Raw genomic sequence first — 26,867 nt, 5'->3', positions numbered from 1 at the left:
GCTTCCGCCACCGCCCGAGAGTGCTGCGCGTCCGCGCCTTATCGAGGGTCAGAACACGAGTCCCGACTCCGGTGTTGTGGGTGACGGATCGCGCCCACGATCAGCCCGGCGCAGCATCGCGCTCGCCGTCGCCGCGCGGCGCGGCACCACCCTGGAACACCACGCGATCGTCGAACCCCGCCGCTCGACCCGCGACTGGTCCTTCGGCGCGGCACCATCCCCACCCGCTGACCACACCCCGGCCGAGCCGCATCTTTGCGTTGATCCACGGCCGAGTTCGCGATCTTGTGTCCGGATCACGTCGATGCCGGTGCGGAGGTGGAGGCGACGGTGGGGCCCGACGCGGACGTTCACGCCCTGGGGCAGGTGGGCGTGGCGCGGGGCGGGCGGGTGTTCCAGGCCGGGCGGGACCTGCACGTGCACGGCGATCCCGCCGTGCCGGAGCCGTACCCGGCGCATCCCGTGTCGGTGGCTCTGCCGCACGGGTGGGCGGCGCGGTCGGTGCGCGGGCGTGGAGTGCTGCTGGATCGGTTGGTCGACGCGGCCGGGCAGGTCGTCGTGCTGCACGGCGTCGGGGGTTGCGGCAAGACGACCGTGGCGCTGGAGTTGGCGCGCCGGACCGGGCCGCGGGTGTGGTGGGTCGACGGGAGCAGCGCCGCGAGCCTGGCTCAAGGGTTCGGGGCGGTCGCCCTCCAGGCCGGCGCGGGCGAGACCGAGGCGCGGTCGGCGTGGGGCGGGCTCGGGTCGATGCCGGACCTGCTGTGGCGGGCCCTGCGCGGGATGGCGCAGCGGTGGTTGCTGGTCGTGGACAACGCCGACGACGTCGGGCTGCTCGCGGACGCCCAGGGTGTCGTGGTGGACGGCCACGGGTGGCTGCGCACCCCGGGCCCCGGCGGCACGCTCGTGGTGACCAGTCGGGACGGGCGCGCGGAGGCCTGGGGCGGCTCAGCGCGGCTGGTCGCCGTCGAACCGCTGGCCGGCTCCGACGCCGCCGCCGTGCTGGCCGACCTCGCCCCCGCGGCCGGTGGTCGCGCCGACGCCGAGGCGTTGGCCCGGCGGCTGGGCGGGTTGCCCCTGGCGTTGCGGCTGGCGGGTTCCTACCTGGCGGCCACCAACCGCGTGCCGGCGCTGTCGGGCGTGGCGGAGCCCCGGACGTTCGCCGAGTACCTCACCGCGTGGGAGACCCGGTTCGCCGACATCGTCACGCGCGGGCTGGACCAGCCGGTGCCGGTGGAACGCCGGGCCCTGCACCGCACGTGGGAACTGTCGCTGGACCTGCTCGCCGCCCGCGGCCTGCCGGTCGCCCGCCCGCTCATGCGGCTGCTGTCGGTCCTGGACGGCGCGCGGATCCCCGGTTGGCTGCTGCACCCCGCCGTGCTGGCCGACTCGGGGCTGTTCGGGACGGCGAGCGCCGCGGACCTGGCGCACGCCGTGGCGGGACTGGCCGGGGTGGGCCTGGTCGACCGCGTCGGGCCGGGGTGGGACGCGCTGACGGTCCACCCGGTGGTGCGCGAGGCCAACCGGCACCAGGCCGACGCCATCGCCGCGATGGGCGAGTACCTGTGGTTGGCCGTGCGGCTGGTCGAGCACGCCGTGGCCGGCATGACCCACGACGACCCCGGTCACTGGCCCCGGTGGCGATCGCTGGTGCCGCACTGCACGCACCTGATCGACCGTTTCGCTCCACTGTGGACCGACGAACGGGCACTGGTCGTCGCGCGGATCGCCCACCGCGTCGGCGACGCCTGCCACGCGGCGGGCCTGCACCTCGACGCCGACCGGTTCTACGGGGCCACGGCCACCCTCCGGTGGCGCGTGCTGGGCGCCGAGCACCCCGACACCCTGGCGGCCCGCCACTGCGTCGCCCTCATGCTGCGCGACCGCGGCGACCTGTCCTCCGCCGCCGCGGAGCTGAGGCGGGTGCTCGACCTGCGCGAGGCGGTCCTGGGCGTCGAAGAACCCGCCACGCTGGCCACCCGGCACGAACTGGCCAGGGTGCTGCGCCGCCAGGGAGACCTGACCGGAGCGGAGAGCGAGCTGCGCCACGTGCTCCGCGTCCGCGCCCGCGTCCTGGGCGCCGCGCACCCGGCCACCCTGGACTCCCACAACAACTTCGCGTTCGTGCTGCGCCAGTCCGGCGACCTCGCCGACGCGGAGCGCGAGTTCCGCGTGGTCCTGCGGCTGCGCCGGGAAGTCCTCGGGCCCGAACACCCCGACACCCTGACCACCCGGCACAACCTCGCGGGCGTGTTCTGGCGGTGCGGCGACCTGGTCGAGGCCGAGGCCCAGTACCGCGACATCGTCACGGTCGGCAACCGGGTGCTGGGCCCCGAACACCCGCAGGTGCTGCAAAGCCGCCACCGCCGGTCGTGCGTGCTGCGCGACCAAGGGCTCCTCGACACCGCCGAAGCCGAACTCCGCGACATCGTCACCACCTGCGAACGCGTCCTCGGCAAGGACAACCCGGACACCCTCCTCGCCCGCCTCGACCTGGCACTCGTCACCGGCCACCGCGGCGACCCCACCGCCGAGGCACAGGTCCGCGACGTCCTCGCCGCCCAGCTCCGCGTCCTGGGCCCGCTCCACCCCGACACGCTGACCAGCGAATACCACCTCGCCCACAGCACCGCCGACCGCAGGCGACTCGACGCGTTGCTGACCACGTGCCGAAGCGTGCTCGACGCCCGACACCACCTCATCGCGATGCTCCAAGCAACCCGGCTCGGCGGCCTCTCTACCGGAGCGCCTTGACCATGATCAGGCAGGGCGTGCCCGGCCAGAGGTCGCGAGTCTCCTCCAGTGGCCGGAAACCGGCGGCCCGGTAGAACTGCGTCGTGTCGGCGTAGCCCCGGTCGGGGGTGGTCGCCGCTGTCGAGGACGTCTCAGCGGTCGTCGTGTGGATCGAAAGCCCTCGGCCATCGCGTTCAGCAGCGCAACCCGGGACAGTGCAAGCCTGGTCGGTTCCCGTGACCGGCCCCGACAAGAACCATTTCGAAGCCGGATCGGTCAGGGTGAACGCCGAGGACCACGACAACGCCGTGGCGGTGACACCCGACTGCCACCTCCGCAGCACCCGATCAGTGGACCTCCAAGTCGACCGCGAGTACACGACACTGCGAATGCGGATCGGCGTGACCGACGACTCCAGGCCGAAGCGACCCTGCAAGTGGAAGCGGACGGCGGCGCTCGCGGCGGCGCGACCGTGGGGGTCGGTCAGGTGAAACCCCTGGAGACCGACATCACCGGAGCGCTCCGGGTCGAGCTGGAGGTCGAACCGTCGGACTGCGACGTCGAACTGGTTCTCCTCGACGCCGTGCTCGTTCCGGCGGCTTGATCGCGAGCGCGTCAGAACGCGTAGCGGACGCGCAGGTACGGCGCGTACTGGTCGATCAGGCCGAGCAGGTCGTCCAGCAGCGCCCGCTTGAGGCCGCGCCGGTAGCGGACGTTCGTGCCGCCGCCCTCGCTGCGCTTGGATTCCTGCAGGTCAGGACGCCACAGCACGTCCTCGGCGCGCGGGTGCCAGCGCAGGTTCACCTCGTGCAACGCGGCGTTGTGGGTGAGCATGATGATCTCCGCGGCCAACTGGTCGCGGGTGGCGGGCGAGATCGCGTCACCCAGCGCCACCAGCAGTTCGCGCCAGTCCTCCAGCCAGCCGTCGTGCACGACGACCGGGCTGAGGTTCACGTGCACCTCGTAGCCGGCGGCGCGGAAGTCGTCCAGGGCGGCCAGGCGTTCGGTGATCGGGCTGGTCCGCAGGTCGAGCAGCTTCGCGGTGCGTTCGGGCATCAGCGAGAACCGCACCCTGGTGCGGCCCCGCGGGTCCCAGTCGAGCAGGTCCCGGTTGACGTGCTTGGTCGCGAAGGACGCCTTGGCGGTGGGCAGCCCGCGGAACAGCTCCACCAGGTCGCGCACGTTGTCGCTGACCAGCGCGTCCACCGAGCAGTCCGAGTTCTCCCCGATGTCGTACACCCACGCCGCGTCGTCCACCTGGCCGGGCTCGGTCATCGGGCCCTGCCGCGCGACGTGCCGGGCCAGGTAGCCGGTGATCTGCTCGATGTTCGCGAACACCGTGATCGGGTTGGAGTAGCCCTTGCGGCGCGGCACGTAGCAGTACGCGCAGGCCATCGCGCACCCGTTGGCCGTGGACGGCGCGATGAAGTGGGCGGAACGCCCGTTGGGCCGGGCGCTGAGCGACTTCTTGACCCCCAGCACCAACGCCTCCTGCTTGATGCGCACCCACCGCCGGGCGTTGGCCTCGTCACCGTGCAGCTCGGGAATGCGCCAGTGGCTGTCCACCTCGACGCGCTCGGCGTCGGGGAACCGGTCGAGCACCGCACGGCCGCGCGGCAGCTCCGCGGCGGCGGGCTCGACGTAGATGCGGGTCGGCGAGATCAGCGGCTTGGTGCTCACCCTTCCAGTGTCCGAACGGGACCGACGAAAACGCACGTCAGGGCCGCCCCTGTGGGCCGACTCACTGTCACACGATCGGGTGATACGCCATCAAGCGGCTCCCTGCCGTGGCCCGGGTCACCGGGCGTCAGTTGTGTCCGGACCTCAACCCTGTTGTCACCGTCGACTTGTCCGCCCCGTCACCCGGAGGCGTTGCGCTGGTGCGACCGGGCGATCTTCGCGCGGATCTGGGCGGAGTCGGGGTGGTCGACCTCCTCCATCAGGGCCAACGTCCGCCGCCACGCGCGCGTGGCCGCTTCGTGGTCGCCGAGCGCGGAATGGGTGTCGCCCAGGTGGTCGAGGGTTTCCACCATGCCGTTGCGGTCGCCCAACTCCTCGTAGAGCCCGAGCGCCTGCCGGTAGCAGGCCTCCGCCCGGACGTGGTCGCCCAGGTGGTGGTGCACGAAACCGACACTGTCCAAAGTGGCCGCTTCACCGTCCTTGCTGCCCAATTCCCGGTGCAGGGCAAGGGCTTGCTCGCACTTCTCCAGGGCGCGTCGGTGGTCGCCGAGCAGGGAGTGGTACCACCCGACCGCGTTCAGCGCCCGCGCCTCGCCGCTGCGGTGGCCGGCCGACCGGAACAGCTCCAGCGCACGCGTGGCGTGGCGGATCGCCTCGGTGTGGCGCTCGCGTTGGCCCAGCAGCCAGCAGATCGCCCGGTGCGTGCGGGCCAGGCCGATCGGGTCCTCGATCTCGGCGTAGAGCCCGAGCGCCTCCGCCAGGTGCGCCCGCGCCTCGTCGTCGCGGCCGAGCCGGCCCAGGGCGTTGCCGAGCAGCCGGTGGGTCCTGGCCTGGCCGTCGCGGTCGCCCCGGCGGTGCGCCGCCTCCAACGCCGTGCGCTGGGTGGCGACGTAGTCCGGCCACAGCCCGGAGCGGTCCAGGAAGGTGACCAGCGTCCACGGCAGCCGCCAGGCGTGCTCGTCCATCCGGTGCCCGGCCGCCAGCCCGACCGCGCTGACCAGCACGGGCAGCTCGCCGCGGAACCAGTCCAGCGCCTGGCGGTGGTCGGTCACGCGCTGCACGACCGCGCCCGGCGCCGGGTCGGTCAGGGCGAGCGGGTCGCGGTGCGGTTCCAGCAGGCGGTCGGCGGCGTGCGCGGTGTGCAGGAGGTGGTCGAGCAGGCGGCGCACCGCCCGGTGCTGGTCCTCAGCGGGGTCGTGGCGGTCGGCCAGCTCGATCGCGTAGGCCCGCAGCAGGTCGTGGACCGTGTGGCGACCGGGCCGGTGCTCGGTGAGCAGGTGCGCGCGGCCGAGTTCGGCCAGCGGCGGGCGCACCCCGCCGGTCGGGCACCCCGCCAGGCTCGCGGCGGCGGCCAGGCTGATCTCCGGCCCGGGGTGCAGGCTCAGCAGCCGGAACAACCGCGCCGCCGCCGGGCTGAGCGTCCGGTACGACCACGAGAACACCGCCCGCACGTCCAAGTCCTCGCCGGTGTCCAACGCGTCCAACCGGGTCGAGTGGTCGCCCAGTTCGTCGGCCAGGACGGCCAGCGGGATGCCCGGGTGGGTGGCGACCCGCGCCGTCACGATGCCCAGCGCCAACGGCAACCCCGCGCAGTGCCGCAACAGGCCCTCCGCCGCCTCGGGCTCGGCGGCCAGCCGGTCAGCGCCGAGGTGCCCGGCCAGCAGGTCACGCGCCTCGTCGTGGCTGAACATCTCCAACGACACCGGCCGCGCCCCGTGCGTGGTGACCAGGCTGGTGAGCTTGTTGCGGCTGGTGACGAGCACCGCGCACGCCGGGCTGCCGGGCAGCAGCGGGGTGACCTGGCCCGCGTCCGCCGCGTTGTCCAGCACCACCAACACCTTCCTGTCCGCCACCAGGGTGCGGTAGAGCGCAGCCTGGGCGTCCGGATCCGCCGGGATGCCACTCGGCGGAACCCCCAACGCGTCGAGGAAACCCCGAACCACCACCTCCGGCGACACCGGCTGCGCACGCGGGTCGAACCCGCGCAGGTTCACGTACAGCTGCCCGTCGGGGAAGCGGTCGAGGTTGCGGTGGGCCCAGTGCAGCGCCAGCCACGTCTTGCCGATCCCCCCGGTTCCACCGATCAGGGCGATCACCAGGTCGGCACCCGGTTCCGCCTCGCCGGCCAGGTACGCGGTCAGCGCGTCCAACTGCCGCCGACGACCGGTGAACAGTCGCGGCGGCGCGGGCAGCTGCCGAGGCGGCCCGGCCGTCACCGGACGCGCCACCCCCACGTCCAACGCCGCATCCCGGGCCAGCACCTGGTGGTGCAACCGCTGCAACGCAGGCCCGGGATCGCTCCCCAACTCCTCGGCCAACCGCGTGCGGATGCGCTGGTAGGCGTCGAGGGCATCCGCCTGCCGACCACTGCGGTGCAGCGCGAGCACCAACTGCCCGGCCAACCGCTCATCCAACGGCCGCTCGGCAGCCCGCGTGACCAGACCCGCCACCACCTCGCGGTGCCGGCCCAGCCGAAGCACCAGGTCGACGTGCTCCAACTCGGCCTCGACCCGCTCGGCCTCCAACTCCGCCCGCAACGCGCTGATCCACTCACCGTCCAACCCGGCGAACGGCTCACCCCGCCACAACGCCAACGCCCGCCCGAGCAGGTCGGCAGCCGCGGGTTCATCAGCCACCCGGGCCTGTCCGATCAACGCCCGGAACCGGTGCACGTCCACCGTCAAAGGGTCCAGCGTCAGCACGTAACCGCCCGCACGGCGACCGATCCGAACCCCGTCGGCACCGGCGATGACACGCCGCAGACGCGTCAGGTAGGTGCGCAACGTGTCCCGCGCCCCAGCGGGCGCACGATCCGCCCACACCCGCTCCACCAGCCGATCCGACGAAATCGGCTGGTTGGGCTCGACCAGGAACGCGGCCAGCACCGACCGCAGCCGAGCCGGCCCGACGTCCACCGCCTTCCCGTCCACCCAGGCCTCGACGCTGCCCAGCACACGGAACTCCACGACTCCCCCTGACATCCCCCGTGCCTGTGTAGTCCCGCCCACCACCCGACTCAACGATGAAGCAACGTTTTGCCCACGACCGGACGCGCAGGATGGTCCGGACGGCGGGCCCGTCGAGGGGGATCGAGGAGGCGGACCCGCCGCACCACACAACAGTTGGAGAAGGGGGACCCATGGGGATGCAGTCCGTCCTCAAGACCATCGGCGTGGCCACCGCCACCGTCGCGGGCACGGCGATCATGCTGGTCGCACCCGCCTCGGCGGCTCCGGGCACCACGTCGGCACCGGCGAGCGTCTCGACGTTCACTCCGATCGGTGCCGCGGAGGCCGAGAACTGCCCGGTCGACCGGTACGGCTACCGGGGCTGGTCGCCGTGCGGCAGCCGCGGCATCGACGTCAACTGGGGGAACAACCGCCTGGAGACCTTCGTGGTCGGCACCAACCGCCAGGTTTACCACGCGTGGCCGGGCAGCGGCGGCTGGAAGTCCATGGGCGGCTGGGCCTGGCACATCCTGGACGCGCGGAAGCAGGGCAAGGCCAGGATCGTCGCCCACGAGGGCCGCGACCACACCACCTGGTGCCACAAGGACCCCGGCAACGGCAAGTGGTCGGGCACGTACTTCTGCGGGTGACGCCACACCGGGTTGATCGCAGATGACCGCAACCCTTGGTCCCTCCTTACTCCCGCGGAGGACCAAGGGTTGCGGCGCGTGCCGCCCACCAGCGCGTGACCCGGGCGGTTGAGGCGGCGGTGAAGAACAAGACTGTTTTCCGGGATGTCGCCCGTGCAGGCTCGACGGCACTGATCGTCGATCGACCTGGGGGAACGCGTGGCCGGACCCAGTCCCGCCAGCCGGTCCAGCGGTCAACTGTGGCGCACGCGATCCAGCTTGCCCCGAAGGATCAGCGTGATCGGCTGGTCGGGGCCCACGACACGGTCGAAGTCGGCGACGACGGCCTCAAGCAGCGGAACCGCCCGACCCCGGTCACCGGCGTTCCAGTAGGCGTTGGCGAGGCCGGCCCGTGCGGCCAGTGTGTCCCAGTGGTCGGGACCCAGCACGCGCTCGCGGGCGGCGACAGCGGCTTCGAGCAGCGGAATCGCGGCGTCCGGGTCGCCCGTGGCCAGATAGGCGCTGGCGAGGTTGCTCCGGGACGCCAACGTGTTCGGGTGGTCGGAGCCCATGACACGCTCGCGGGCGGCGAGGACCGCTTGATGCAGCGGGATCGCCCGGTCCAGGTCACCGAGGAACTGGCACACGCAGGCGAGGTTGTTGCGGGAATCCAGCGTATGGGGATGGTCGGCACCCAGGACACGCTCGCGGTCGGCGACGACCGCTTCCAGGAGTGGGATCGCGCGATCCGAGTCACCGGCGACGTGGAAGGCGTAGGCCAGGTTGTTGCGGGAGACCAACGTGTCCGGATGGTCGGGACCCAGCAGACGCACGCGGTCGGCGAGAGTGGCCTCGTACAGCGGGATCGCCCGATCCAGGTCACCGGCGGCCTCGTAGCCGTAGGCGAGGTTGTTGCGGGAGATCAACGTGACCAGGTGGTCGGAACCCAGGACACGCTCGGAGTGGGCGAGGTTGGCTTCGTAGAGGGGAATCGCCCGATCCAGGTCACCGGCAGCCCGATAGGCGTTGGCGAGGTTGCCGCGGAAGGGCAGCGTCTCCCGGTGGTCGGGACCCAGGACACGCTCGCCGTCGGCGAGAGCGGCTTCGTACAGCGGGGTCGCCCGGCCCAGGTCGCCGGCGGTCTCGTAGGCGTAGGCGAGGTTGTTGCGAGCGGTCAACGTGTCCGGATGGTCAGGACCCAGGAGACGTTCGCGGTCGGCGACGACCGCTTCGAGCAGCGGGATCGCCCGGTCCAGGTCACCGGCGGCCCGATAGGCGTTGGCGAGGTTGCCGCGGAAGGGCAGCGTCTCCCGGTGGTCCGGTCCGTAGAGACGTTGGCAGCTCTGGGCGGCACGGGCGTGGTGGGTGACGGCGGCGCCGGGGTCGCCCCGGCTGTCCAGGTAGTGGCCGAGGCGGGCCAGGAGGCGGATGGTGTGAGGCGTGTCCGTGTCGGGAGTGGTGTGCTCAAGCAGAGCGCGGGCGTGGGGAAGCACTTGTTGGTAGCGGGGCCAGTCGGCGGGTGAGCGCGGATCGAGTTCGGCCACGGCGTTGGACAGGATGGTGGTGGCGGTGTCGCGGGCGGCGGCGACGTCCTCCGGGCGGCGATGCGGGTCGTGGGGGTCCTGGGTGCGGGTGACGGCCTGGACCAGTCTGTGCACCGACACCGTCGTCCCGGTCAGGGTGATCATGCTGTAGGCGGCCAGGCGCCCCAACGCCTCGTGCACGTCGATCTCCTCGCCGAGATCGGCGAGGAGATCGCGGGGAATCCCGTCCGGCGCACACCAGGCCGCCACCCGCAGAACCTCACCCGCCAGCGGGGTGTCGGCCAGCCGGTCCAGCGTCACGTGCCACACCCGGGCCATCGTCTGCCGAGCGTCCCCGTCCTCCTTCGCGGCGGCGAACATCCGTGCCGGGGACCTGCCGAGGAGGTCCAGGTACGCGGTCGGGTTGATCCGGTTCTGGGCCAGGTAGGCCGCCGCCTGCTCGACCGCGAGCGGCAGGAACCCCAACTCCGCGCACAACGCCTCCGCGCCGGCCAGATCCGCGTCGGGCCATTCGGACCGCACCAACCGGTGCAGCAGGTCCACCGCCTGTCCGGCCGTGAGCACGTCCACCGCCACGGTGGGGATCCCGCCCCACCCGGTCCCCCGGCGGCTGGTGATCACCACCGTGCCCGTGCGCACCCGCTCCAACAACCCCGCCGCGTCGGCCGGCGTGGTCACGTTGTCCAGGACCAACAGCCACTCGTCGTGCGTGGCCAGCCACCGGACACCCAACTCGACCCGCTGTTCCGCCGGCAGCACCGCCGCCTCCGCCGCGATCGCGACGGCCAGGTCCGCGAGCCCGGTCGCGATCGCCGCCGGCGAGTCCGCCGTCACCCACCACACGAACGAGAACCGGTCCCCGCGCGACTCGGCGAACCGGGCGGCCAACGTGGACTTGCCCACCCCGCCCAAACCGTGCACCGCCACCACGACCGCACGACCACCCGCCCCGGAGACGGCGGCGTCCAACCCCGCCAACTCCTCCGACCGGCCCACGAACACGCCCGTACTCGCCCGAACGCGACCCACACCCGCGACCGCCGACAACGACTCCATCACCGGCACCACCGCGGGAGGCAGCACCGTGAGGTCACGGCCCACCTGATTCACGACCGAACCATCCCCGGCCGCGACGTCCTGCCTCACCAGGCCGGGGCCACCATCGTCCTCCGATCCGACCAACGCACACCCCGAACCCTTAGCCGCCACAGACCGACCGCCAACCCAACCCACCCGCACGACCCGCCACAACGCACAACTGCGGACAACTCGACGGCTACCACGCAACTGATCGTGAGGTCGTCGAGTCCGGCGAACCCGGCCGCCTGACCGCAGTTGTGCGTTGTGTGACGCGCGCGAGGCGGTTGAGGTGGTGGCTCTGGTCGTGGTCGATGGGGGCGGGTGCGGAGTTGATCGGTTCTGGCCAGGGGGAGTTCCCGAGCGCGCCGCACCAGACCGTCACCGCCTCGCACGGCTCGACGGTGTACGTCGCCGGCCGGGACGTCACGATCACGCACCCGCCGGCCCCGGTGCCGGGGATGGAAGCGGTTCGGGAACCGGCTCGGCTGCTGCGGGTGCCGGACGTGCCGGGCTCGTTCGTCGGTCGGCAAGCCGAGTTGGCCCGCCTCGACGCCGCGGTCACCTCCTCCGGCGGGCGTGGGCGGATCGTGTTGCACGGGCTGGGCGGGTCCGGCAAGAGCACGGTGGCCGCGCGGTTCGCCGAGCTGCACGCAGGGCGGTTCGCGCCGAGGTGGTGGATCAACGCCGACTCCCCCGCCGCCGTGGAGGCCGGGTTGGCTCGACTCGCCGTGGCACTGGCGCCCGAGACGGCCGGACTGCGCTTGGAGCAACTGGTCGAGTTGGCGGTGCACTGGTTGGGCTCCCACGACGGGTGGCTGCTCGTGCTGGACAACCTCACCCACCTCGCCGACGCGTCCGTGCTGCTCGACAGGGTCAAGAACGGCACGGTCCTGATCACCTCCCGCACCTCGGGCGGGTGGGGCGGCGCGACCACCGTGGCGGTCGGCGTGCTGCCACGGGCCAAGGCCTTGCGGCTGTTGACCCGGGTCGTGCGCGAGCACTGGCCCAAGCCGGACCTCACCGACGGCAAGCAGTTGTGCGCGGAGCTGGGGTGGTTGCCGCTGGCCATCCGACAAGCGGGCGCCTACCTCGGCCAGACCCGCACCGTCCCGACCGCCTACCTGAAACTGCTCGCCGAATTCCCGGCGCGCATGTTCACCGCGACGGCAGAGAACGACACCGAACGCACCATCGCCCGCGTCTGGCACGTGACGCTCAACCGCCTCACCAACACCCCTCTCGCTGGACACCTCCTGCGCCGCCTGGCCTGGTGCGCCCCCGACGACATCCCCCGGTGGCTGTTCACCCCCGGCGGCGAGGGCGGCGTCCCCGATCCCGACGTGATCGACGCGTTCGGCCGGTTGGCCGCCTACAGCATGATCACCCTGGACGCCGAAGCGGTCCGGGTCCACCGCTTGGTGCAAGCGGTCAGCCGCACCCCGGACGACGACCCGCACCGCCGAGCCGAGGACATCGCCGACGCCCGCGACGCGACCACGATCAACCTCGCCGGGGCGTTGCACGGGCACAACCCCATCGACCCCGCGACCTGGCCGCGGTTCCGGACGCTGCTGCCCCACGCCCGAGCACTGGTCGACCACGCCACGCCCGAGTCGGACACGCCCGCGACCTGCCAGTTGATCAACTCGGTGTCCCAGTACCTCCTCGACCAGGGCGACCCGACCACCACCATCGCCTACCTGACCCGCGCTACCGCGAGCCTGGCGCGCCTGCGCGGCCACACCCACCACGACACCCTCATGTCCCGGAACAACCTGGCGCGCTGCCACGAAACCGCCGGTGACCTCAAGCGGGCGATCGAGCTGTACGAGCAGGTCATCGCCGACATCGAGCGCGTGTCGGGCCCGGACCACCCCGCCGCCCTGACCCCTCGCAACAACCTCGCGGGCGCCTACCTGGCGACCGGCGACTTCGGCCGGGCCATCCCGCTGATGGAGAAGACCCTCGCGGACCGCGAGCGCGTGCTGGGCCCCGACCACCCGGAAACCCTGACCACGCGCAACAACCTCGCCTACGCCCACCAGGCGGCCGGCGACCCGCGCCGAGCGATCCCCCTGCTCAGGTCCGCCCTGGCCGACCGGGAACGGGTGTTGGGCTCCAACCACCCCGAAACCCTGACCACGCGCAACAACCTCGCCTACGCCCACCAGATGGCAGGCGAGCTGCGACACGCCATCCCGCAGTTCGAGGCGACCGTGACCGCCACCGAGCAGGTGCTGGGCAACGACCACCCGGACACCCTGCGCAACCGCAACAACCTCGCCCTGGCCTACCAGGCCGCCGGGGACCTCGACCGAGCGCTACCCCTGCTCAGGCAGAACCTGGCCGACTCCGAACGCGTCCTCGGATCCGACCACCCCACGACCATCAACAGCCGCAACAGCCTGGGCCGCGCCTGTGTGGCCGTCGATCCCGGCCAGGCGTTCACGCTGGTCAAAACCGCCTTGGCCGACAGCGAACGCGTTCTGGGACCCGACCACCCGAACACCCTGACCATCCGCGGCAACCTCGCCGGCATGCTCGTGTCGTCGGGACGACCGGACCTCGCGGTCACCGTGCTCAGCGCCGTCCTCAAGCAGCACGAACGAGTGCTGGGCCCCGACCACCCGGACACCGTGACCCTTCGCTCGAACCTCGACGGCCTGACCCGGAAGTGATCCGAGGCCGCAGGTCGATGACGCTCGAACCGCCAGGTCGAGCCGTGGAGGTTGCCGAAAACCCGTTGACCGGCGGTGCGCAGGCTGATCATCATGGCCGACATGCAGCAGTAACCAGTGACGCCCGGAGAGTCGACGGTGGGATCCACCCACTCCCCGCCGTGCCTCTCGACAGCCCGCACCGCGTGATCGGTGCGGGCCGCTCGCCACTGGTCCCGAGGCGATGTACCACGCCTCCTGCACAGCACTGGAGTCCACCGAAACCATGAGTGACCTCCGCCGTACCGTCCTGCCCTTCGGGTTCGACCTCGACCGGGAAGCGCTCTGGACGGTCAACGACCTCGGCCTGCCCGTCGTCCACGCGCCGGAACAGCCCATCCGCGAACGCATCCACGTGCCGCTGCGCGAACGCGACCGCCGGTGGATGTTCGAGGGAGACGAGCACATCCACGGTCCGTCCTCCGGCCGCGGACGCCACGCCACCCGGCACGGCCGCGTGCGCGCCCGACGGGAACGGCACCTGGGCACCGGCAGCCGATACGCCGCGCTCCGCGCTCGGCTACGCGGGCGAGGCCGCCGCCGCCTGTAATGCGCCGCCGCCTGTGATGCGCTGCCGCCGACAGCCGGTTCACCGTGAGACCTCACAGGTGAGCAGCGATCATCCATTCCATGACCTCGACCGGCAGTGACGGGTTGGCGGCTGCGTCTCCAGCCAGATCCGGGTCTTCCAGCAGGGCGATCAGGATGTCGGTGGCAGGTTCGGGTGCCTGCGGCCCGCGCAGGGCCGGCTCCGCCACCACGGCGTTGGCGGCCAAGCACGCACCCTACTTCGGTGCCCGGAAGCCGCCGATCTTCTTTTCGAGCAACTCGGCCAGCCGCAGCGGGGTGCGGTCCTCGTACATCGGGCCGATGAGTTGCACTCCGACCGGTAGGCCCTCGGGCGAAGGGCCCGTGGGAATGGCGGTGGCGGGTAGGCCGGGCATGGTGGCCACGCCCGCCCAGACGAGTTGGTCGAAGTACGGGTAGTCGAGGCCGTCGATGGTGATGTGGCGTTCCATCGGGTTGGGGCTGTGGTCGTGGGGGAACGCGGGGGTGGGCGTGATCGGGCACACCACGGCGTCGAACTCGGTGAACAGTCGCCGCCAGGCGTGGCGGTGCAGTTCGCGGCGGGCGTTCGTCTCCAGCCAGTCGCGGTGGCTGGACACCATCGCGCGCAGGCGTACGGCGTCAAGGCTCTGGTCGGCTGCGCTCAGTCCCGCGACGCGGGTCCTGAGCTGTTCGAGGGAATCGGTGGGGAAACGCGCGACGGCTCCCGAGATCAGCAGCTGCATGTAGAGCGTCGCGGCTTCGGCCAGGTCGGGCAGCAGCGGGCTGTCCCGTTCGACGCGGGCACCGCCGTCGATGAGCGCGTCGGCCACCCGGTTCACGCCTGCCCGCACGGCCGAACCGGTCGGGATGAGCGGGTGGTCGTCCAGGACCAGCACCCGGAAGTCGTCAAGACGTTCGTGACGGGCGGGTGGCAGGGCCACGCGGTGCGCCAGGCCGAGCGTCAGCGGGTCCGGGCCGGCCATGACGTCGAGCAGGAGCGTGAGGTCGCGGGCGGTGCGTGCCATCGGACCGACCACGGCCAGGTCGAAGTCGACCGGTAGTGCGGGCTCGGACGGCGCGACCATGCCGCGGGTGGCCGCGAGTCCCAGCGTCGGCTTGTGCGCGTAGACGCCGCAGAAGTGGGCGGGGGTGCGCAGGGAGCCCGCCAGGTCGGAGCCGATGGACAGCGCACCGAACCCGCACGCCAGGGCCGCCGCCGACCCGCCGGACGATCCGCCCGCCGTACGACTGTGGTCCCACGGGTTGATGGTGGTGCCGTGGATCTCGTTGAACGTCTGGATGTCCTGCAACCCCAACGGCACATTGGTCTTGCCCAGCACCACCGCGCCCGCCGCCTTGAGTCGCGACACCTGCACCGCGTCCTCGGCCGGCAGGTAGTCCCGGTGTGGCGGCATGCCCCAGGTCGTGGGCAGCCCGGCGACGTTGTACGACTCCTTCACCGTCACCGGAACACCCAGCAGCGGCCGGTCCTCGCCACGCGCACGTGCCTCGTCGGCCTGGCGCGCGGCGGCCCGCGCGCGGTCGAAGTCCGGCACGCAGATCGCGTTGATCACCTCGTCGTCGCGCTCGATGCGGGCGATCGCCTCCTCGGTCGATTCCACCGAGGTCACCGCACCGGCACGCAACGCTGAAACAAGTTCTTCGGCCGAATCAAAGCTTCGCATGAATCCGAAGCTATCGACCCGCTGAGGAGGGCACGAAATCACGGAGAAAGCCACCGCAACCGGTGAACTTGCGCGCTCGTTCTACCGCGGAAGGCGATCCATCGCAGGTCAGAGCACCGACAGCAAGCCGCCACTGACACAGGCCATGTTATGACGCATTGTGCAACAGGGCGGATGTCTCAATTACGGGATGAGGTGGACGTCTGGGTGAGCAGGCCGGTCGAACGCCGTTGTCGGCCAGCGCGTGCCCATCGTCCACGCGCGGTTGAGATCCGCCATACCGGCGCTACTTCCCCGCATCCGGGCCTGAGCCGACCTTGAGCACGCGGGTGGTGTCGGCGTCGAGCGGGGTGCCGTCGGTGCCGCTCGGCACGACGGTCGGGACGGGTTCGCCGTGGTGGTCGACCAGGGTCGAGTGGGTTTCCCCGGCGGTGAAGGCGTGCCGTTCTCCCCACTGCCGCAACGTGAGGATGACCGGGAACAGGTCGCGTCCGGCGTCGGTGAGCACGTACTCCTGCCGTCGTCCCGAGGGCGCGGGGCGCTGGGTCAGCAGGCCGTGGGCGGTGAGGCGGCGCAGGCGGTCGGTGAGGATGTTGCGCGCGATTCCCGTGCGGCGCTGGAACTCCGTGAACGAGCGCGCCCCGTCCATGGCGTCGCGCACGACGAGCAGGCTCCACCGGTCGCCCACGAGGTCCAACGCGCGCGCGACCGGGCACTCCGGGTCGGTCCAGTCGGGCACCGCGCACCCCTCCCGTTCGGTTGCGGTTTGAAACCATCATGCCGTACGGTCCGAATGGTTGCATTCTGCTACTGATTGGGGTCGCGCATGGACGCGGGACGGCGGCTGGTGCTCGCGGTGGTGTGCGGGGTGGCGGTGGCGGGGATCTATGCCGCGCAACCGGTTCTGCGGCCGATGGGCGCGGAGTTGGGCGTGTCGGCCGGGCTGACCGGGTGGATCGTGGCGACCGGTCAGCTCGGTTACCTGGTGGGGCTGGTGCTCCTGGTGCCGCTGGGCGATGTCGTGGACCGGCGACGGCTGATCGCCGCGCACCTGGCGCTGACCGCCGTGGCCATGGCGGTGACGGCGTGGGCGTGGGCGGGCTGGGTGGCGTTCACCGGGTTGGCGGCGGCCGGGCTGCTCGCGGTGGTCGTGCAGACCACCGTGGCCTACGCGGCGTCGGTGTCGGCACCGGCCGAGCGCGGCCGGACCATCGGCGTCGTGACCTCGGGCGTCGTGGTCGGCATCCTGGGTGCGCGGGTGGTCGCCGGGGCGTTGGCCGAGGTATGGGGGTGGCGTGGCGTCTACGCCGTGCTCGCGGTCCTGTCCGCCAGCCTCGCGGCCGTGGTCCTCGCCGTGCTGCCCGCCGACCGGCGCGCCGCCCGCCGCGTCCAGCTCACCGGTCTGTTGGGGCGACACTTCCTGACCCGGGGGATGATCGCGTTCTTCCTGTTCGCCGCGTTCGGGACGCTGTGGAGCGGCCTGTCCCTACCGCTGGCCGACGCGCCGTGGCACCTGGGCGAGAGCCTGATCGGGCTGTTCGGGATCGCCGGACTGGCCGGCGCGCTGGGTGCCGCACGCGCGGGCCGTTGGGCGGACGCCGGACACGCTCACCGCGTGACCGGGTTGTCCCTCGTGCTGCTCATCGCGTCGTGGGCGGCCATCGCGCAACTCCCCTGGTCACTGTGGCTCCTGGCGGCCGGGATCGTGGCGCTGGACTTCGCCGTCCAGGCGGTGCACGTGAGCAACCAACACGTGCTGACCGCCGGCACGGCCGGGACGAGCACCGTGATCGGCGGCTACATGGTCTTCTACTCGCTCGGCTCGGCGTTGGGGGCGACCACGACCACCGCGGTTTTCGCGACGCGCGGGTGGACGGGCTCCAGCGTCCTGGGAGCGGGCTTCGCGTGCTGCGCGCTGGCCGTCTGGACCATCGACCTGGTGGCGCGAAGGAAGGTCGGGGTCAAGGACAGCAGGCCAGTCGCTACGACTTCGGCTTGTCACGGTCACCGCGCCGCTTCGACCGAAGCGCTTTGATCGACACCGCCAACGCCGCGAGAGCGGCCAGGGTCCCCGCCGTGTCGTTGATCAACTGGAGAAGGTCGAGCACCGGATCCTCTGCATTCCGCCGGCGCTTCCCCCGAGCGATCCTGTGAAGGGCGCACGAGGGACCTCCGGCATTCAGGCACGCTGAATGAACCGGAGGTCTCCCTCGCCCAACCAAGAGCTTGGACCGACGACACCGGGCATCCGACGCTGGACCCCGTGCTGACGATATCGCCGTGTTCGGAGGTACTCCCCTCTCGTGATCGAGACTACGCACATCGCGTTGAGCCGGCACTCGTCCATCCGGTGCAGGGCCGGCTCACCGGTCGTCGTGACGTCCAGCGCACCCGTGGCGCGTCGGATGTCGGTCGGTTGACCGTGAACGCGGTTCACGCGGGTGTGGACGGGTGTTCGGCCGGCGGACGGGAGGGGTTCGTCCGTCACCCACCGCGGCCGGTCAGCCGGGCGGTGCAGCAGGCGGGTCTGACCGACGCCTACCGGGTGGTGCACCCGGACCCGGTGACCAAGCCGGGCACCACGTGGTCCCCGGTCTACCCGCGCCACAACGGCTCGACCGGCGTCCCGGAACCCCGGGACCGCATCGACTTCGTCCAGTCGGCGGGACGCGTGCAGGCGACGAGCAGCGAGGCGGTCGTCCTCGGCACGCCCACCGCGGTGCCCAGCCACCAGGACAACCTGTGGTCCTCCGACCACGCGGCCGTCACCACCCGCTTCCGCTTCTGATGCCGGAGTCTCGGGGCGTTCGTCGCGCGGTGAGCGAAGCGGGGATGACGCCGGTCGCCCGGCGGTCTACCGCTCGACCCAGGTGTACCGGTCGGCCAACGCGGCGAAGTCGGCGTCCGCCTCGCGCAGCAGCTCCACACCGCGCTCCCGCGGCAGCAGCAGGCGCTCGGGGTACTCGGTCACCTGACCGCACAGGACGATGTCGCGCTCGCCCTCCGCCTCCGAAGCCTCCAGGTCGTAGAAGGTGCCGTCCCAGATCATCGTCGCGGTGGACCAGTCCTCGCCCACTCCGATGATCACGACCTCGTCGCCGCCGTCGTTCCAGCTGAACGTGGCCGACGCCGTCGGGGGCAGCGCCGCGTACGCCGCCTCCGCCTCGGCGAGGCCCAGGAGCCTGCTCGGCTGGTCCGGTTGCCAGCAGTCGAATCGGATTCGCGTCAGGTCGTTGCCCGGCGCCCGGCTCGGCCCGCGACGGCCACGACCAGTGCGAACGCGCACATCGACGCCACCAGGCGGACATGCGCGCGCACGTCGGGAACACGTCGCACTTTCACGGTGAGCCCGCTTCAGGTGAACCACGCTCCCAGGCCCGTCCTACCCACCCGAAAACCGCGACCAGATTATCCCCGGGAGTTCGTCCGCACGTGTGAACCGCGACACGGCGGAGATCAACCGCCCGAGTGGATTCCCCTTCTGCGCCGAAACCGTCGACGGAGGAGTCGCCGACTGTCCGATGTGGATGGCCGCGTCGGGCGGAGCGGCTACCGGACACCCACGGCCGCCAGGACGGCCGCCCCGGCGGGTGTGTCGAACCGCGTCGTGCGAGTGTTGGGACCGACGTGGTCCGGGCGCCACTGCGGTGTCCACGTCAGGCCCGGTTCCACGAGGCGCAGCTTGCCGAACAGGCTCTCGATCTCCGCTCGTGACCGCCAGACCACGGGGCTGCCGCAGGCGTCGCAGCGTTGTTTCAGCCGCGCGAGCTTGCGTCGGATCGTCTCCGGGACGCCGTCGTCGGTGACATGGGACAGCACCAGGTGGGACCCGGGTGCGATCAGGGCGCGGTAGCGGGCGATCGCCGACGGGGCGAGGTCGTGGTTGTCGGCGCCGGGCTGGTGCACGTGCAGGACCGCCACCACCAGGAGCGCGACGGGCCGGGTGAGGTCGAGGACGCCGGTCTCGCCGACTTCGCGCCACACGGTGTCGGGGTCCCGCAGGTCGGCGTGCACGACGGCGTGCCGTGCCGCGTCCCCGTTGTCCTCCACCAGGATCCGGGAGTGGGAGACGGCCACCGGTTCGTTGTCGACGTAGACCACGCGCGTGGCACCTGGGGCCACCTCGTCGGCGACCTGGTGGGTGTGGCCGGAGTTCGGCACGCCGGAACCGATGTCGATGAACTGCCGCACTCCGCGTAGCACCAGGTAGCGCACCGCCCGTTGGAGGAATTGGCGGTTGGCCCGGGCGATGTCGCGCAACTCGGGGAACCCGGCGAGCGCGCGGTCGGCGAACTCCCGGTCCACCGCCCAGTTCGCGGTGCCGCCGAGCAGGTAGTCGTAGACGCGGGCATCGCTGGGGCGCTGGAGGTCCACGCCGGGCAGGGGGAAGCTCTCGTGCGGTTCGGTCACGGCGCCCTCTCGTCCACACGACTCCGGCACTTCGACGCTATCGCTGGTCGTCCGTCGCGCAACAGCGGTCACCCGCATGACTCACCGTCGCCTGAAATGGTGACGCAGGTTTTCGAGGAACCTTCGACTCCGATCCGGGTCCAGGGCTGCCGCCGCGAGCCGCCGCCAGGCGTTTTCCTGGTCCGCGACGAACCCGGGGTCGTCCTTGTAGCGAGCGCCGTTCGCCCATTCGACGTAGGCACGGGGCTTCATGTCGTCTCCGAACGTGAGGATGGTGAAGTCTGCGGGCATGTGCAGGAACGGGATGGCCTCGGTGAGGACCCGGATCGTGAGCGTCGGGTACCGGCCGTCCAACCCGAGCAGGTGCTCGACCTGGTCGAGCGCGACGGTCCGGCCCGCGCTGCTGAAGACGCGGCGGAACGTCGACTCGCCGATGATGTAGGTGCGGTCGGCGTGCGGCGTGGATTCGAGGAGGTTCTGCCGCTCGGTGCGGTTGCGGATCTTCTGGGTCATGCCCTCGACGCGGGGACTGCCGAACAAGGCCAGCATGTAGGGCGTCGACTGCAGCACGCCGGGGACGTTCCCCTGGTGCCAGCTTCGGATGGTGACCGCGTGCGGTTCGTGCAGGCTGTACTCGCGGAACCAGTCCGGGATCAGCGCGCGGTGACCGGTCCAACTCGGCCGCACGTAGGCGCGGTGGTGTTCGATCATCTCGGCCCGGACCGCCTCGGGCACGTCGAGGCACCGCATCAGTTCGATGAGCTTCGGGTACTCGATCCGCGTCTGCCCGGACTCGACCCGCGTGACCGTGGTCTGCGTCCAGTGGAGCATGCTCGCCAGCTGTTCCTGGGTCAGCCCCGCGGCCTTGCGCGCACGGTGGATCGTCGCCCCCAGTCGCAGGCTCGCGACGGTGGGCACGCTCACGCCTTTGGTCACGGCACCCGCCCGCGCGCCGTGCCGACCTCGTGCCTCGTCCTCGCCACGGGGAACCGGGGTTCGGTCACCCGCCTAGCGGCGGCGGAGCGCGCGCAGGAATTCCCCCCACCGGCGCGCCGGGAAGCGCAACTCCTCCCCCTCGGCGCGCGGCTTGGAGTCCCGCACCCCCACCACACCCGACCGGTCCCAGGCGACCTCGACGCAATCCCCGCCGTCGGGACCGCACCGTCCGGCTCTGCGCCATGTCCGTTCCGACGCGTCCTTGTTCGTAAACCGGTCGTCCATGACCACCCCCGACATGTCGCGACCGCGGGAAATGGTCCCGTGCGCTTTTTCCCGCGGCAACAGGGCAAAACGGCTTCCCGTGCCTGGGACGCGCGACCGTTCACACGGCCGGGCGAGCACGATTCACGCGGCAGGTCTACGACGGAAGAGGAGGTGCCCGCGCTTCCCGCCCACCGGGTCGGACCGGAGAACGACGGCGGTGTCCTCGCGCAAGGAGTGGACCGGGGACGCGTTCCTCCACTGCCCACGGGCCGGGGAGGCGGGCCGATGAGCAGGTCCGGGACGGTGAAGCCGTTGCGCGGCGGGCTGAGGCGACAGGTGGCCGCACGGGTGGCGGCGGACTTCGTCGAGAACAAGACGTCCATCCAGGAATTGGCGGCAGCACAGCGGTTGGCCGACCGGCACCGGTCCGGCGAGCCGGTGCGCCGCCGAGGCGACGGGTTTGCCCTACCGCGCCGTCCGGCAGCGCTGCCGGCGCGGGGCGGGCGCCTGCGCGACCACACCGGTGCCGGTCACGGACGCGAGGCCCGCGACCGACACCGGATCGCGGCTACAACTCCGCCGTGACGGCTACCGGGGCTTCGCCGTCCAGCCCACCTCCGCGGCCGAGCACCCGCAGGCGGTGCTGCACCAGCAGGCACGCGATCACCACCGCGAGCCCGCTCGCGCCCGCCGAAGCCCCCGCCACCAGGGCGCACCCGGCGAAGATCACGACGAGCAGGACCACGATGCGCAGGGTTCCACCCCAACCACGGAGGTTCTCGGCGAGCAAGCACAGCCACCCGGCTCGACGCGCGACCGGCGGCTGGGGCAGTCGCGACGCCCGACCGGGCGTCTCGGCAGACACGTCCGGGCCACCGCGTTGCGCGGAAGTCGTCCGGATGCGACGTACCATCGTCATGTTGATTCCTAGGTCGTGTGGGTTTCAACGAGTGATGGACGCGGTTTCCCGTGGCAGCGGGAGACCGCGTCTTTGTTCTGTCCGGCATTGCTTGTCGCGACCGCACAATGGCGACGTGAGCACGCAACGACGAGATCATGCCCTGCCGGATCACCCGCGCGCCAACCGTTCCGACCATTCCGCGACGAGCGGCGAGACGACCGCGCCGAGCGGTTAGCGCGCTATAGCCGGCGGTGATACCGCCCGCTCCACCCCAGCGGCGTTCACTTGCCGCGCCGACCAGGAATAGATCACTCGAACGGCGCACAGGACAACACCGACAAGCAATGCCGGACGCCGAAATGTCACCCTAAAGTGTGGTATCCGGGAACACATGTCCACCGGGGAACTCAGCGACTATTCGCGCAAGGGCCCGCGTCACGACCGTGCGGCCTGTTGCGGCGGCACTTCAAGCGGCGACCGGTGACTCGACACTTGCGCCTAATCGCGTCTTTCGCGCAGGGCGACAACCAACGCGAGTCCGCCGAACGCGGCGGTGACCAGCGCGGCGGTGAGCCTTGAGACGTGCGGCTGGCTGCGCTCCGGGCAGCCATGTCACGCCCGTGGGAACCGGAGAACCCAACGGCGTTGCCACGGGGTTTCGACGGCGCGCGGGTTGTGGTGGCGGCGGGTCCAGGTGACGGCTTCTTCCGGGGCGATGCCGGAGAGGATCGCCAGGCAGGCTAGGACGGTTCCGGTTCGGCCGATGCCGCCGCCGCACGACACCTCCACGGCTTCACCGGCGCGGGCGCGGGCGTGGAGTGCGTGGATTTCCCGGATGGCGGCGGCGTGGTCTCGGGGTAGGCGGAAGTCCGGCCAGTCCAGCCAGGTGTGGGGCCAGGTCAGGGCGGCGTCGTGGGTGCGGCGCAGGCGGTGGGAGCCCAGGTACAGGCCGAAGTCCGGGGTGGGGCCGGCCGGTAGCGGGTGGCGGAGGCCGCGCCCGCGGACCCACGAGCCGTCGGGTAGTTGGATGGAGCCGGGCAGGGGTGGGGTGGTCATCGGGTTGCGCTTTCTGGGGTTTGGCGGGCGCGGTGGTTGGCGACGTTGACGCGGTTGCCGCAGCGTTCCGGTGTGCAGTAGCGGCGGCGGCCGGCGCGGCTCGTGTCGGCGAACACGCCCCGGCAGCCCGGCGCTTCGCAAGCCCGGAACCGGTCGTGACCCAGCGCCCGAACCACGCCCAGCAGGGCCACGCCGAACAGCGCGGCCAGTTCGTCGGCCAGTGACGCGCCGGGAGCGGTCGGGACGTGCCACCGCCACCCGCCGTCGGGGGCCGGGCGCAGGACCGGGCCGAGCGCGGCGCGGCGCGTCAGCACGTGCGCGCCCGCGACGGCCTGGTCCTCCGTCTCGGTCTCCAGGATCATCCGCACCTCGCGGCGCAGCAGCTGGACCTGGAACACGTCGTCAGCGGTCGGCTCCCGGTCGGCGAGGGCGTCGGGCCGCACGGCGCGGTCGGCCAGGAACGCCGTGAGCGACTCCGGGTCGGGCAGGCCGTCCCCGGCTGTCCGCACGGTTGGGGACGTGTTGACCAGGTCCGTCGCCACCGCGGCACCGGTGGTGTAGTCGGTCAGCGGTATGTCCACGGCGCCCTTTCGATGTAAGAGGTAAAACGAGACTACAACCCTTTCAGACGGTGATCAACATGGGTTCAGAGTTCGTAAGTTCGTGCCACCGCGACCAGGTTGCCGTCCTCCCGCGTCGAGGCCACCGTGTCCGCGGGTCGGGGACGGAAGCCCGGGGCGGTCGGGCATCGTTGCGCTGTCGCCATTGCGGCCTCGTGGTTCGACCATCGATCCTTCGACCGGCATCGGTTCGGCCGGGCCCGTCCACAGATCGCCTCGGGCATAACCTTGCGGCAGCCGGGACACGTACCTCGGGTGACCCGCCGGCTGTCGGGGAGGCGCGCGGTGCCCTCACAGCCGCCCCCGCGGTTGCTCCGGGCCGCCGGTCGGGCCGGTTACGGTCGTCGGCATGGAGCACGCACGTGCAGCGGTGGACGCCGGGGCTGACGTCCACCGCTGCGGACGGCGCGCTGCCGGCGACGAGCACGGTCTGCTGGCCCTGCAACGGCAGGCGGGCAATCGAGCGGTGACCGGCCGCCTCGCCGTGCAACGGCTCTCGGCCGAACACGGTCAGCACGTGTCCAACGGGGTCATGGCGCTGACGGCGTCCCTGTCGACGCCCGTGCCCGCGGACGCGACGGTCCGGTACGAGGCCGAACCACTGCCGGTGCCCGGGGTGACGGGGTACCGGTTCACGCTCGCCGACCGGTCGTCCGGTGCGGTGGTCCGGCTGGTGAACACCACCTCGCCCGTGGTGAACCTGCGCCTGCCCGGCGTCGGAGCGCGATATCGGATCACGTGCGCGGTCACCCGCGGACGCGGGGAACTGTCCCGCGTGTCGCTGGACCAGGACACCCGTGCCCGGGTCGCGGTCTCCGGTTTCGGGCAGGACGCCGCCGCCCTCGACGAACTGACCAACGAACTGTCCCAGTACGTGCTCGACGCGGCGGCGGCCACCGGCCCGAACGGCATCACCGCGCTGTTCCTCGCGGCGGTCCTGCGCATCGAGATCGCCAACACCCCGGCCCTGCCGTTCATGTCGCCACCCGCGGCACGCGACCGCGAGATCGCCCGGTCCCAGGCGGCCGTCGGCAGGCGGGAGGCGGGTGGGACCGTCGACGCCGGCGAACTCGACGCGTCGATCGGCGTGGGCCAGGTCAAACCCAGCACCGCGGCGATGCTCCTGGGCGACACCGCGTGGACCGAGCAGGACCGCGCCAACCGGTCACCGGCACGCGCCGCCGTCCAACAGGGTTTCCTGTCGCTGAGCCCCAGCCGGCAGCGCGCCCTGATCACCCTGTTGAGCTGGCCGAAGTCCAACATCACGACGGCGGCGCGACTGCTGGCGAGGCTGAAGAACCGGTCCCACCGCTACCCGGGCATGTCGCGAGCCGCGTTCGGCGCCCACGAGCGCGCGACGAAGATCATCGCCACCGAGTACAACATCGGCGGCAGCCGCACCCCGGAGGCGCTGGCCAATCCCACCTGGTACGGCGACGAAGCACGGAAGAACATGAACGACCCCGAGATGGCACAGACCTTCCCGAACACGTGAGCCGGCACCCTCGCCGAGGCGAGGGCGCCGGCCCCGAACCGTCAGCGTTGCAGGGTCAGCAGGCCCGGCCGGTACGGCAGCAAGCCGTAGTCGCCGCCGGACCTCGGGTCGCGGCCCTGGTAGAGGAACTGGAGGTTGCAGGGGTCGATGGTCTTCGTCTGGTCGGGGTTGGCCCGGATCAGGTCGCCGTGGCTGATGTCGTTGGTCCACGTCGCGCCGCTGTTCGCCTTGCCCGCGAACGGGTTGCTCTCGGTGGCCGCCTGCGGGGTCCACGAGCCGTTCAGGCTGGTGGCGGTGAACGAGCGGAAGAAGCGGCCGTTCGCGCCCATCGCCTCGACGATCATCAGGTACTGGTTCTGGCCCTGGACCTTGTAGACCTCGACCGCCTCGAACAGGTTGGCCGTCGTGTCGCTCATGATCTGCGTCCACGACGAGCCGAAGCTGCCCGGGAAGTTCCCGATCGGCATGGTCTGGCGGTAGATCTTGCCGTTGTCGCCGGCGAAGAACAGGTACATGTTGGTGCCGTCACCGATCAACGTCTGGTCGATCGGACCCGTGCCGGAGTTGGGGATGCTGGCCGTGGACAGCACCTGCGGCGCGGACCACCCGTTGGGGTTGGTCGGGTCGTTCGACGTCCGGTAGGTGAACGCCGTCCCGCCCCACTGGTAGGCCAGCACCCAGATGTTCTTCGGGGCGAAGTAGAGCAGCGTCGGCGCGACGGTGCCGGAGTTCATGGCCTGCTGCGGCGCCGTGGCCATCTCCGACCAGTTGCTGAAGGTCCCGAAGTTCATCGAGCCCCAGGACGTCCCCGTGTCGTGGGTCGTCGCGTACACCAGGTGCTTGCCGTTGTACGGGACGTAGGTGAAGTCCTTCAGCGAAACCCAGCCCTGGCGCGGCGTGGCCAGCGGGCCCGTCGAGGTCCAGCGGTAGGTCGACGGCAGCGAGCACCCGCCGCCCGGCTGGGTGGTGGTGGTCGTGGTGGGGCCCGTGCCGACGCGGACCAACTGCCACTGCTGGTTGGCGCCGCCCCAATCGCTGTACTGCACGACGTTGCCGCCGTCGTTGGTCGCCGCGCCCTGCACCTCGACGGCCTTGCCGCTGTTGCGGTTGATCAGCCGCACGTGGCCGCCGTCGGAGTCGGCGAGGCGGAACTGCTGGTTGGCGCCGTTGTGGTCGGACCACTGCACGATGTTCGCGCCGTCGGCGGTGGAGAAGTTGTAGACGTCGAGGACCTTGCCCGACAACCGTGACTTCAACCGGTAGTAGCCGCCGCCCGAGTCCACGAACTGCCACTGCTGCTGGTTGCCGTCGTTGCGGGTCCACTGGGTGATGCGGGCGCCGTCGTTCGTGGCGAGGTTGTAGACGTCCAACGCCTTGCCGCTGTTGCGGTTGACCAGCACGTACCAGGCGGTCGTGTCGACCGTCGCCGCCGACGCGGGCGCCGCGCTGAAGGCCGCCACCATCCCGCCGAGCAGCACGGCGACGGCGGCGGCGATCCCGGCCGCGCGACGTCCCCGGGCCCGGCGGACGGCGGTGGGCGGGTGATGGCCTGATCCGACCATGGGGGAACTCCTCCTCGTCGAGGTTGGTGCGAACCGCAGAACGGGCGACAAATCACGC

The 26,867-nt window shown here is 71.5% G+C and carries 23 protein-coding genes; 9 read left to right on the top strand and 14 right to left on the bottom strand.

Features of this window, described 5'->3' with window-relative positions; all coding sequences use genetic code 11:
- The first annotated feature begins 330 nt into the window (after positions 1-330).
- The gene (locus tag ABD126_RS29505) at positions 331-2,751 is read left to right on the top strand and encodes a tetratricopeptide repeat protein (protein ID WP_343937249.1); all 2,421 of its coding nucleotides are present in this window, start codon (positions 331-333) and stop codon (positions 2,749-2,751) included.
- A gap of 215 nt (positions 2,752-2,966) precedes the next feature.
- Entirely contained in the window at positions 2,967-3,221 is a 255-nt protein-coding gene (locus ABD126_RS29500) for a hypothetical protein (RefSeq protein ID WP_343937248.1), read from the top strand.
- Positions 3,222-3,345: 124 nt separating this feature from the next.
- Here ABD126_RS29500 and ABD126_RS29495 read toward each other — a convergent pair whose 3' ends face one another.
- Both ABD126_RS29495 and ABD126_RS29490 read right to left on the bottom strand, forming a co-directional pair.
- Positions 3,346-4,410, bottom strand: a complete 1,065-nt coding sequence (locus ABD126_RS29495) for a spore photoproduct lyase family protein (RefSeq protein ID WP_343937247.1) — start codon at positions 4,408-4,410, stop codon at positions 3,346-3,348.
- Positions 4,411-4,589: 179 nt separating this feature from the next.
- Positions 4,590-7,376, bottom strand: a complete 2,787-nt coding sequence (locus ABD126_RS29490; protein WP_343937246.1) for an AfsR/SARP family transcriptional regulator — start codon at positions 7,374-7,376, stop codon at positions 4,590-4,592.
- Between the two features lie 173 nt (positions 7,377-7,549).
- Here ABD126_RS29490 and ABD126_RS29485 point away from each other — a divergent pair, with 173 nt between their 5' ends.
- The gene (locus ABD126_RS29485) at positions 7,550-8,008 is read left to right on the top strand and encodes a hypothetical protein (RefSeq protein ID WP_343937245.1); all 459 of its coding nucleotides are present in this window, start codon (positions 7,550-7,552) and stop codon (positions 8,006-8,008) included.
- A gap of 233 nt (positions 8,009-8,241) precedes the next feature.
- Here the strand turns inward: ABD126_RS29485 and ABD126_RS29480 are convergent, their stop codons facing one another.
- Complete coding sequence (locus tag ABD126_RS29480) at positions 8,242-10,641, bottom strand: tetratricopeptide repeat protein (protein ID WP_343937244.1); 2,400 nt, start codon at positions 10,639-10,641, stop codon at positions 8,242-8,244.
- Between the two features lie 299 nt (positions 10,642-10,940).
- Here ABD126_RS29480 and fxsT point away from each other — a divergent pair, with 299 nt between their 5' ends.
- Positions 10,941-13,289: an FxSxx-COOH system tetratricopeptide repeat protein gene (gene fxsT / locus ABD126_RS29475; RefSeq protein ID WP_343937243.1), complete on the top strand. Its 2,349-nt coding sequence runs from the start codon at positions 10,941-10,943 to the stop codon at positions 13,287-13,289.
- Between the two features lie 265 nt (positions 13,290-13,554).
- Positions 13,555-13,878, top strand: coding sequence for a hypothetical protein (locus tag ABD126_RS29470; RefSeq protein ID WP_343937242.1), 324 nt, complete (start codon positions 13,555-13,557; stop codon positions 13,876-13,878).
- Between the two features lie 52 nt (positions 13,879-13,930).
- On the opposite strand, the gene ABD126_RS29465 is transcribed toward ABD126_RS29470, so the two are convergent.
- From ABD126_RS29465 to ABD126_RS29455, 3 genes are all read right to left on the bottom strand, one after another.
- Positions 13,931-14,104, bottom strand: a complete 174-nt coding sequence (locus tag ABD126_RS29465; RefSeq protein ID WP_343937241.1) for a hypothetical protein — start codon at positions 14,102-14,104, stop codon at positions 13,931-13,933.
- Positions 14,105-14,113: 9 nt separating this feature from the next.
- Entirely contained in the window at positions 14,114-15,562 is a 1,449-nt protein-coding gene (locus ABD126_RS29460) for an amidase (protein ID WP_343937240.1), read from the bottom strand.
- A 286-nt stretch (positions 15,563-15,848) separates the two neighbouring features.
- Positions 15,849-16,301, bottom strand: coding sequence for a winged helix-turn-helix transcriptional regulator (locus tag ABD126_RS29455; RefSeq protein ID WP_343937239.1), 453 nt, complete (start codon positions 16,299-16,301; stop codon positions 15,849-15,851).
- Between the two features lie 87 nt (positions 16,302-16,388).
- Here ABD126_RS29455 and ABD126_RS29450 point away from each other — a divergent pair, with 87 nt between their 5' ends.
- Both ABD126_RS29450 and ABD126_RS29445 read left to right on the top strand, forming a co-directional pair.
- Positions 16,389-17,597, top strand: a complete 1,209-nt coding sequence (locus ABD126_RS29450) for an MFS transporter (protein ID WP_343937238.1) — start codon at positions 16,389-16,391, stop codon at positions 17,595-17,597.
- A 387-nt stretch (positions 17,598-17,984) separates the two neighbouring features.
- Positions 17,985-18,350, top strand: a complete 366-nt coding sequence (locus ABD126_RS29445; RefSeq protein WP_343937237.1) for an exonuclease/endonuclease/phosphatase family protein — start codon at positions 17,985-17,987, stop codon at positions 18,348-18,350.
- Positions 18,351-18,416: 66 nt separating this feature from the next.
- Here the strand turns inward: ABD126_RS29445 and ABD126_RS29440 are convergent, their stop codons facing one another.
- The 4 genes from ABD126_RS29440 to ABD126_RS29425 all read right to left on the bottom strand — a co-directional run bounded on the left by ABD126_RS29440 (position 18,417) and on the right by ABD126_RS29425 (position 21,193).
- Positions 18,417-18,848, bottom strand: a complete 432-nt coding sequence (locus tag ABD126_RS29440; protein ID WP_343937236.1) for a hypothetical protein — start codon at positions 18,846-18,848, stop codon at positions 18,417-18,419.
- A 263-nt stretch (positions 18,849-19,111) separates the two neighbouring features.
- A complete protein-coding gene (locus ABD126_RS29435; RefSeq protein WP_343937235.1) occupies positions 19,112-19,972 on the bottom strand; it encodes an SAM-dependent methyltransferase in 861 nt (286 codons plus the stop codon).
- A gap of 81 nt (positions 19,973-20,053) precedes the next feature.
- Positions 20,054-20,908 (bottom strand): helix-turn-helix domain-containing protein, encoded by an 855-nt coding sequence (locus ABD126_RS29430; RefSeq protein ID WP_343937234.1) that lies wholly within the window; start codon positions 20,906-20,908, stop codon positions 20,054-20,056.
- A gap of 72 nt (positions 20,909-20,980) precedes the next feature.
- The gene (locus ABD126_RS29425) at positions 20,981-21,193 is read right to left on the bottom strand and encodes a DUF397 domain-containing protein (protein WP_343937233.1); all 213 of its coding nucleotides are present in this window, start codon (positions 21,191-21,193) and stop codon (positions 20,981-20,983) included.
- A 267-nt stretch (positions 21,194-21,460) separates the two neighbouring features.
- Here ABD126_RS29425 and ABD126_RS29420 point away from each other — a divergent pair, with 267 nt between their 5' ends.
- The gene (locus tag ABD126_RS29420) at positions 21,461-21,760 is read left to right on the top strand and encodes a hypothetical protein (protein WP_343937232.1); all 300 of its coding nucleotides are present in this window, start codon (positions 21,461-21,463) and stop codon (positions 21,758-21,760) included.
- On the opposite strand, the gene ABD126_RS29415 is transcribed toward ABD126_RS29420, so the two are convergent.
- From ABD126_RS29415 to ABD126_RS29405, 3 genes are all read right to left on the bottom strand, one after another.
- Positions 21,744-22,094 (bottom strand): hypothetical protein, encoded by a 351-nt coding sequence (locus ABD126_RS29415; protein ID WP_343937231.1) that lies wholly within the window; start codon positions 22,092-22,094, stop codon positions 21,744-21,746. The genes ABD126_RS29420 and ABD126_RS29415 overlap by 17 nt on opposite strands.
- Before the next feature lie 594 nt (positions 22,095-22,688).
- On the bottom strand, positions 22,689-23,132 hold the full coding sequence (locus ABD126_RS29410; RefSeq protein ID WP_343937230.1) for a protein-tyrosine phosphatase family protein: 444 nt from the start codon (positions 23,130-23,132) through the stop codon (positions 22,689-22,691).
- Complete coding sequence (locus ABD126_RS29405; RefSeq protein ID WP_343937229.1) at positions 23,129-23,713, bottom strand: CGNR zinc finger domain-containing protein; 585 nt, start codon at positions 23,711-23,713, stop codon at positions 23,129-23,131. The genes ABD126_RS29410 and ABD126_RS29405 overlap by 4 nt, the downstream gene beginning before the upstream one ends.
- A gap of 388 nt (positions 23,714-24,101) precedes the next feature.
- On the opposite strand from ABD126_RS29405, the gene ABD126_RS29400 reads away from it, so the two are divergent.
- Positions 24,102-25,247, top strand: coding sequence for a hypothetical protein (locus ABD126_RS29400; protein ID WP_343937228.1), 1,146 nt, complete (start codon positions 24,102-24,104; stop codon positions 25,245-25,247).
- A gap of 41 nt (positions 25,248-25,288) precedes the next feature.
- Here ABD126_RS29400 and ABD126_RS29395 read toward each other — a convergent pair whose 3' ends face one another.
- Complete coding sequence (locus tag ABD126_RS29395) at positions 25,289-26,809, bottom strand: non-reducing end alpha-L-arabinofuranosidase family hydrolase (RefSeq protein WP_343937227.1); 1,521 nt, start codon at positions 26,807-26,809, stop codon at positions 25,289-25,291.
- Positions 26,810-26,867 lie beyond the last annotated feature (58 nt).

The organism is Saccharothrix mutabilis subsp. mutabilis, from assembly GCF_039521145.1.
Taxonomy (GTDB): domain Bacteria; phylum Actinomycetota; class Actinomycetes; order Mycobacteriales; family Pseudonocardiaceae; genus Actinosynnema; species Actinosynnema mutabilis.
This window is presented reverse-complemented; position numbering and strand designations above follow the sequence as displayed.

What these genes read in the sequence shown, in the direction of transcription:
- ABD126_RS29415 (WP_343937231.1), bottom strand. Translation starts at nt 22,094, where the DNA reads ATGACGATGGTACGTCGCATCCGGACGACTTCCGCGCAACGCGGTGGC.
- ABD126_RS29460 (WP_343937240.1), bottom strand. Translation starts at nt 15,562, where the DNA reads ATGCGAAGCTTTGATTCGGCCGAAGAACTTGTTTCAGCGTTGCGTGCC.
- ABD126_RS29395 (WP_343937227.1), bottom strand. Translation starts at nt 26,809, where the DNA reads ATGGTCGGATCAGGCCATCACCCGCCCACCGCCGTCCGCCGGGCCCGG.
- ABD126_RS29420 (WP_343937232.1), top strand. Translation starts at nt 21,461, where the DNA reads ATGAGCAGGTCCGGGACGGTGAAGCCGTTGCGCGGCGGGCTGAGGCGA.
- ABD126_RS29410 (WP_343937230.1), bottom strand. Translation starts at nt 23,132, where the DNA reads ATGACCACCCCACCCCTGCCCGGCTCCATCCAACTACCCGACGGCTCG.
- ABD126_RS29485 (WP_343937245.1), top strand. Translation starts at nt 7,550, where the DNA reads ATGGGGATGCAGTCCGTCCTCAAGACCATCGGCGTGGCCACCGCCACC.
- ABD126_RS29425 (WP_343937233.1), bottom strand. Translation starts at nt 21,193, where the DNA reads ATGGACGACCGGTTTACGAACAAGGACGCGTCGGAACGGACATGGCGC.
- ABD126_RS29400 (WP_343937228.1), top strand. Translation starts at nt 24,102, where the DNA reads ATGGAGCACGCACGTGCAGCGGTGGACGCCGGGGCTGACGTCCACCGC.
- ABD126_RS29450 (WP_343937238.1), top strand. Translation starts at nt 16,389, where the DNA reads ATGGACGCGGGACGGCGGCTGGTGCTCGCGGTGGTGTGCGGGGTGGCG.
- ABD126_RS29470 (WP_343937242.1), top strand. Translation starts at nt 13,555, where the DNA reads ATGAGTGACCTCCGCCGTACCGTCCTGCCCTTCGGGTTCGACCTCGAC.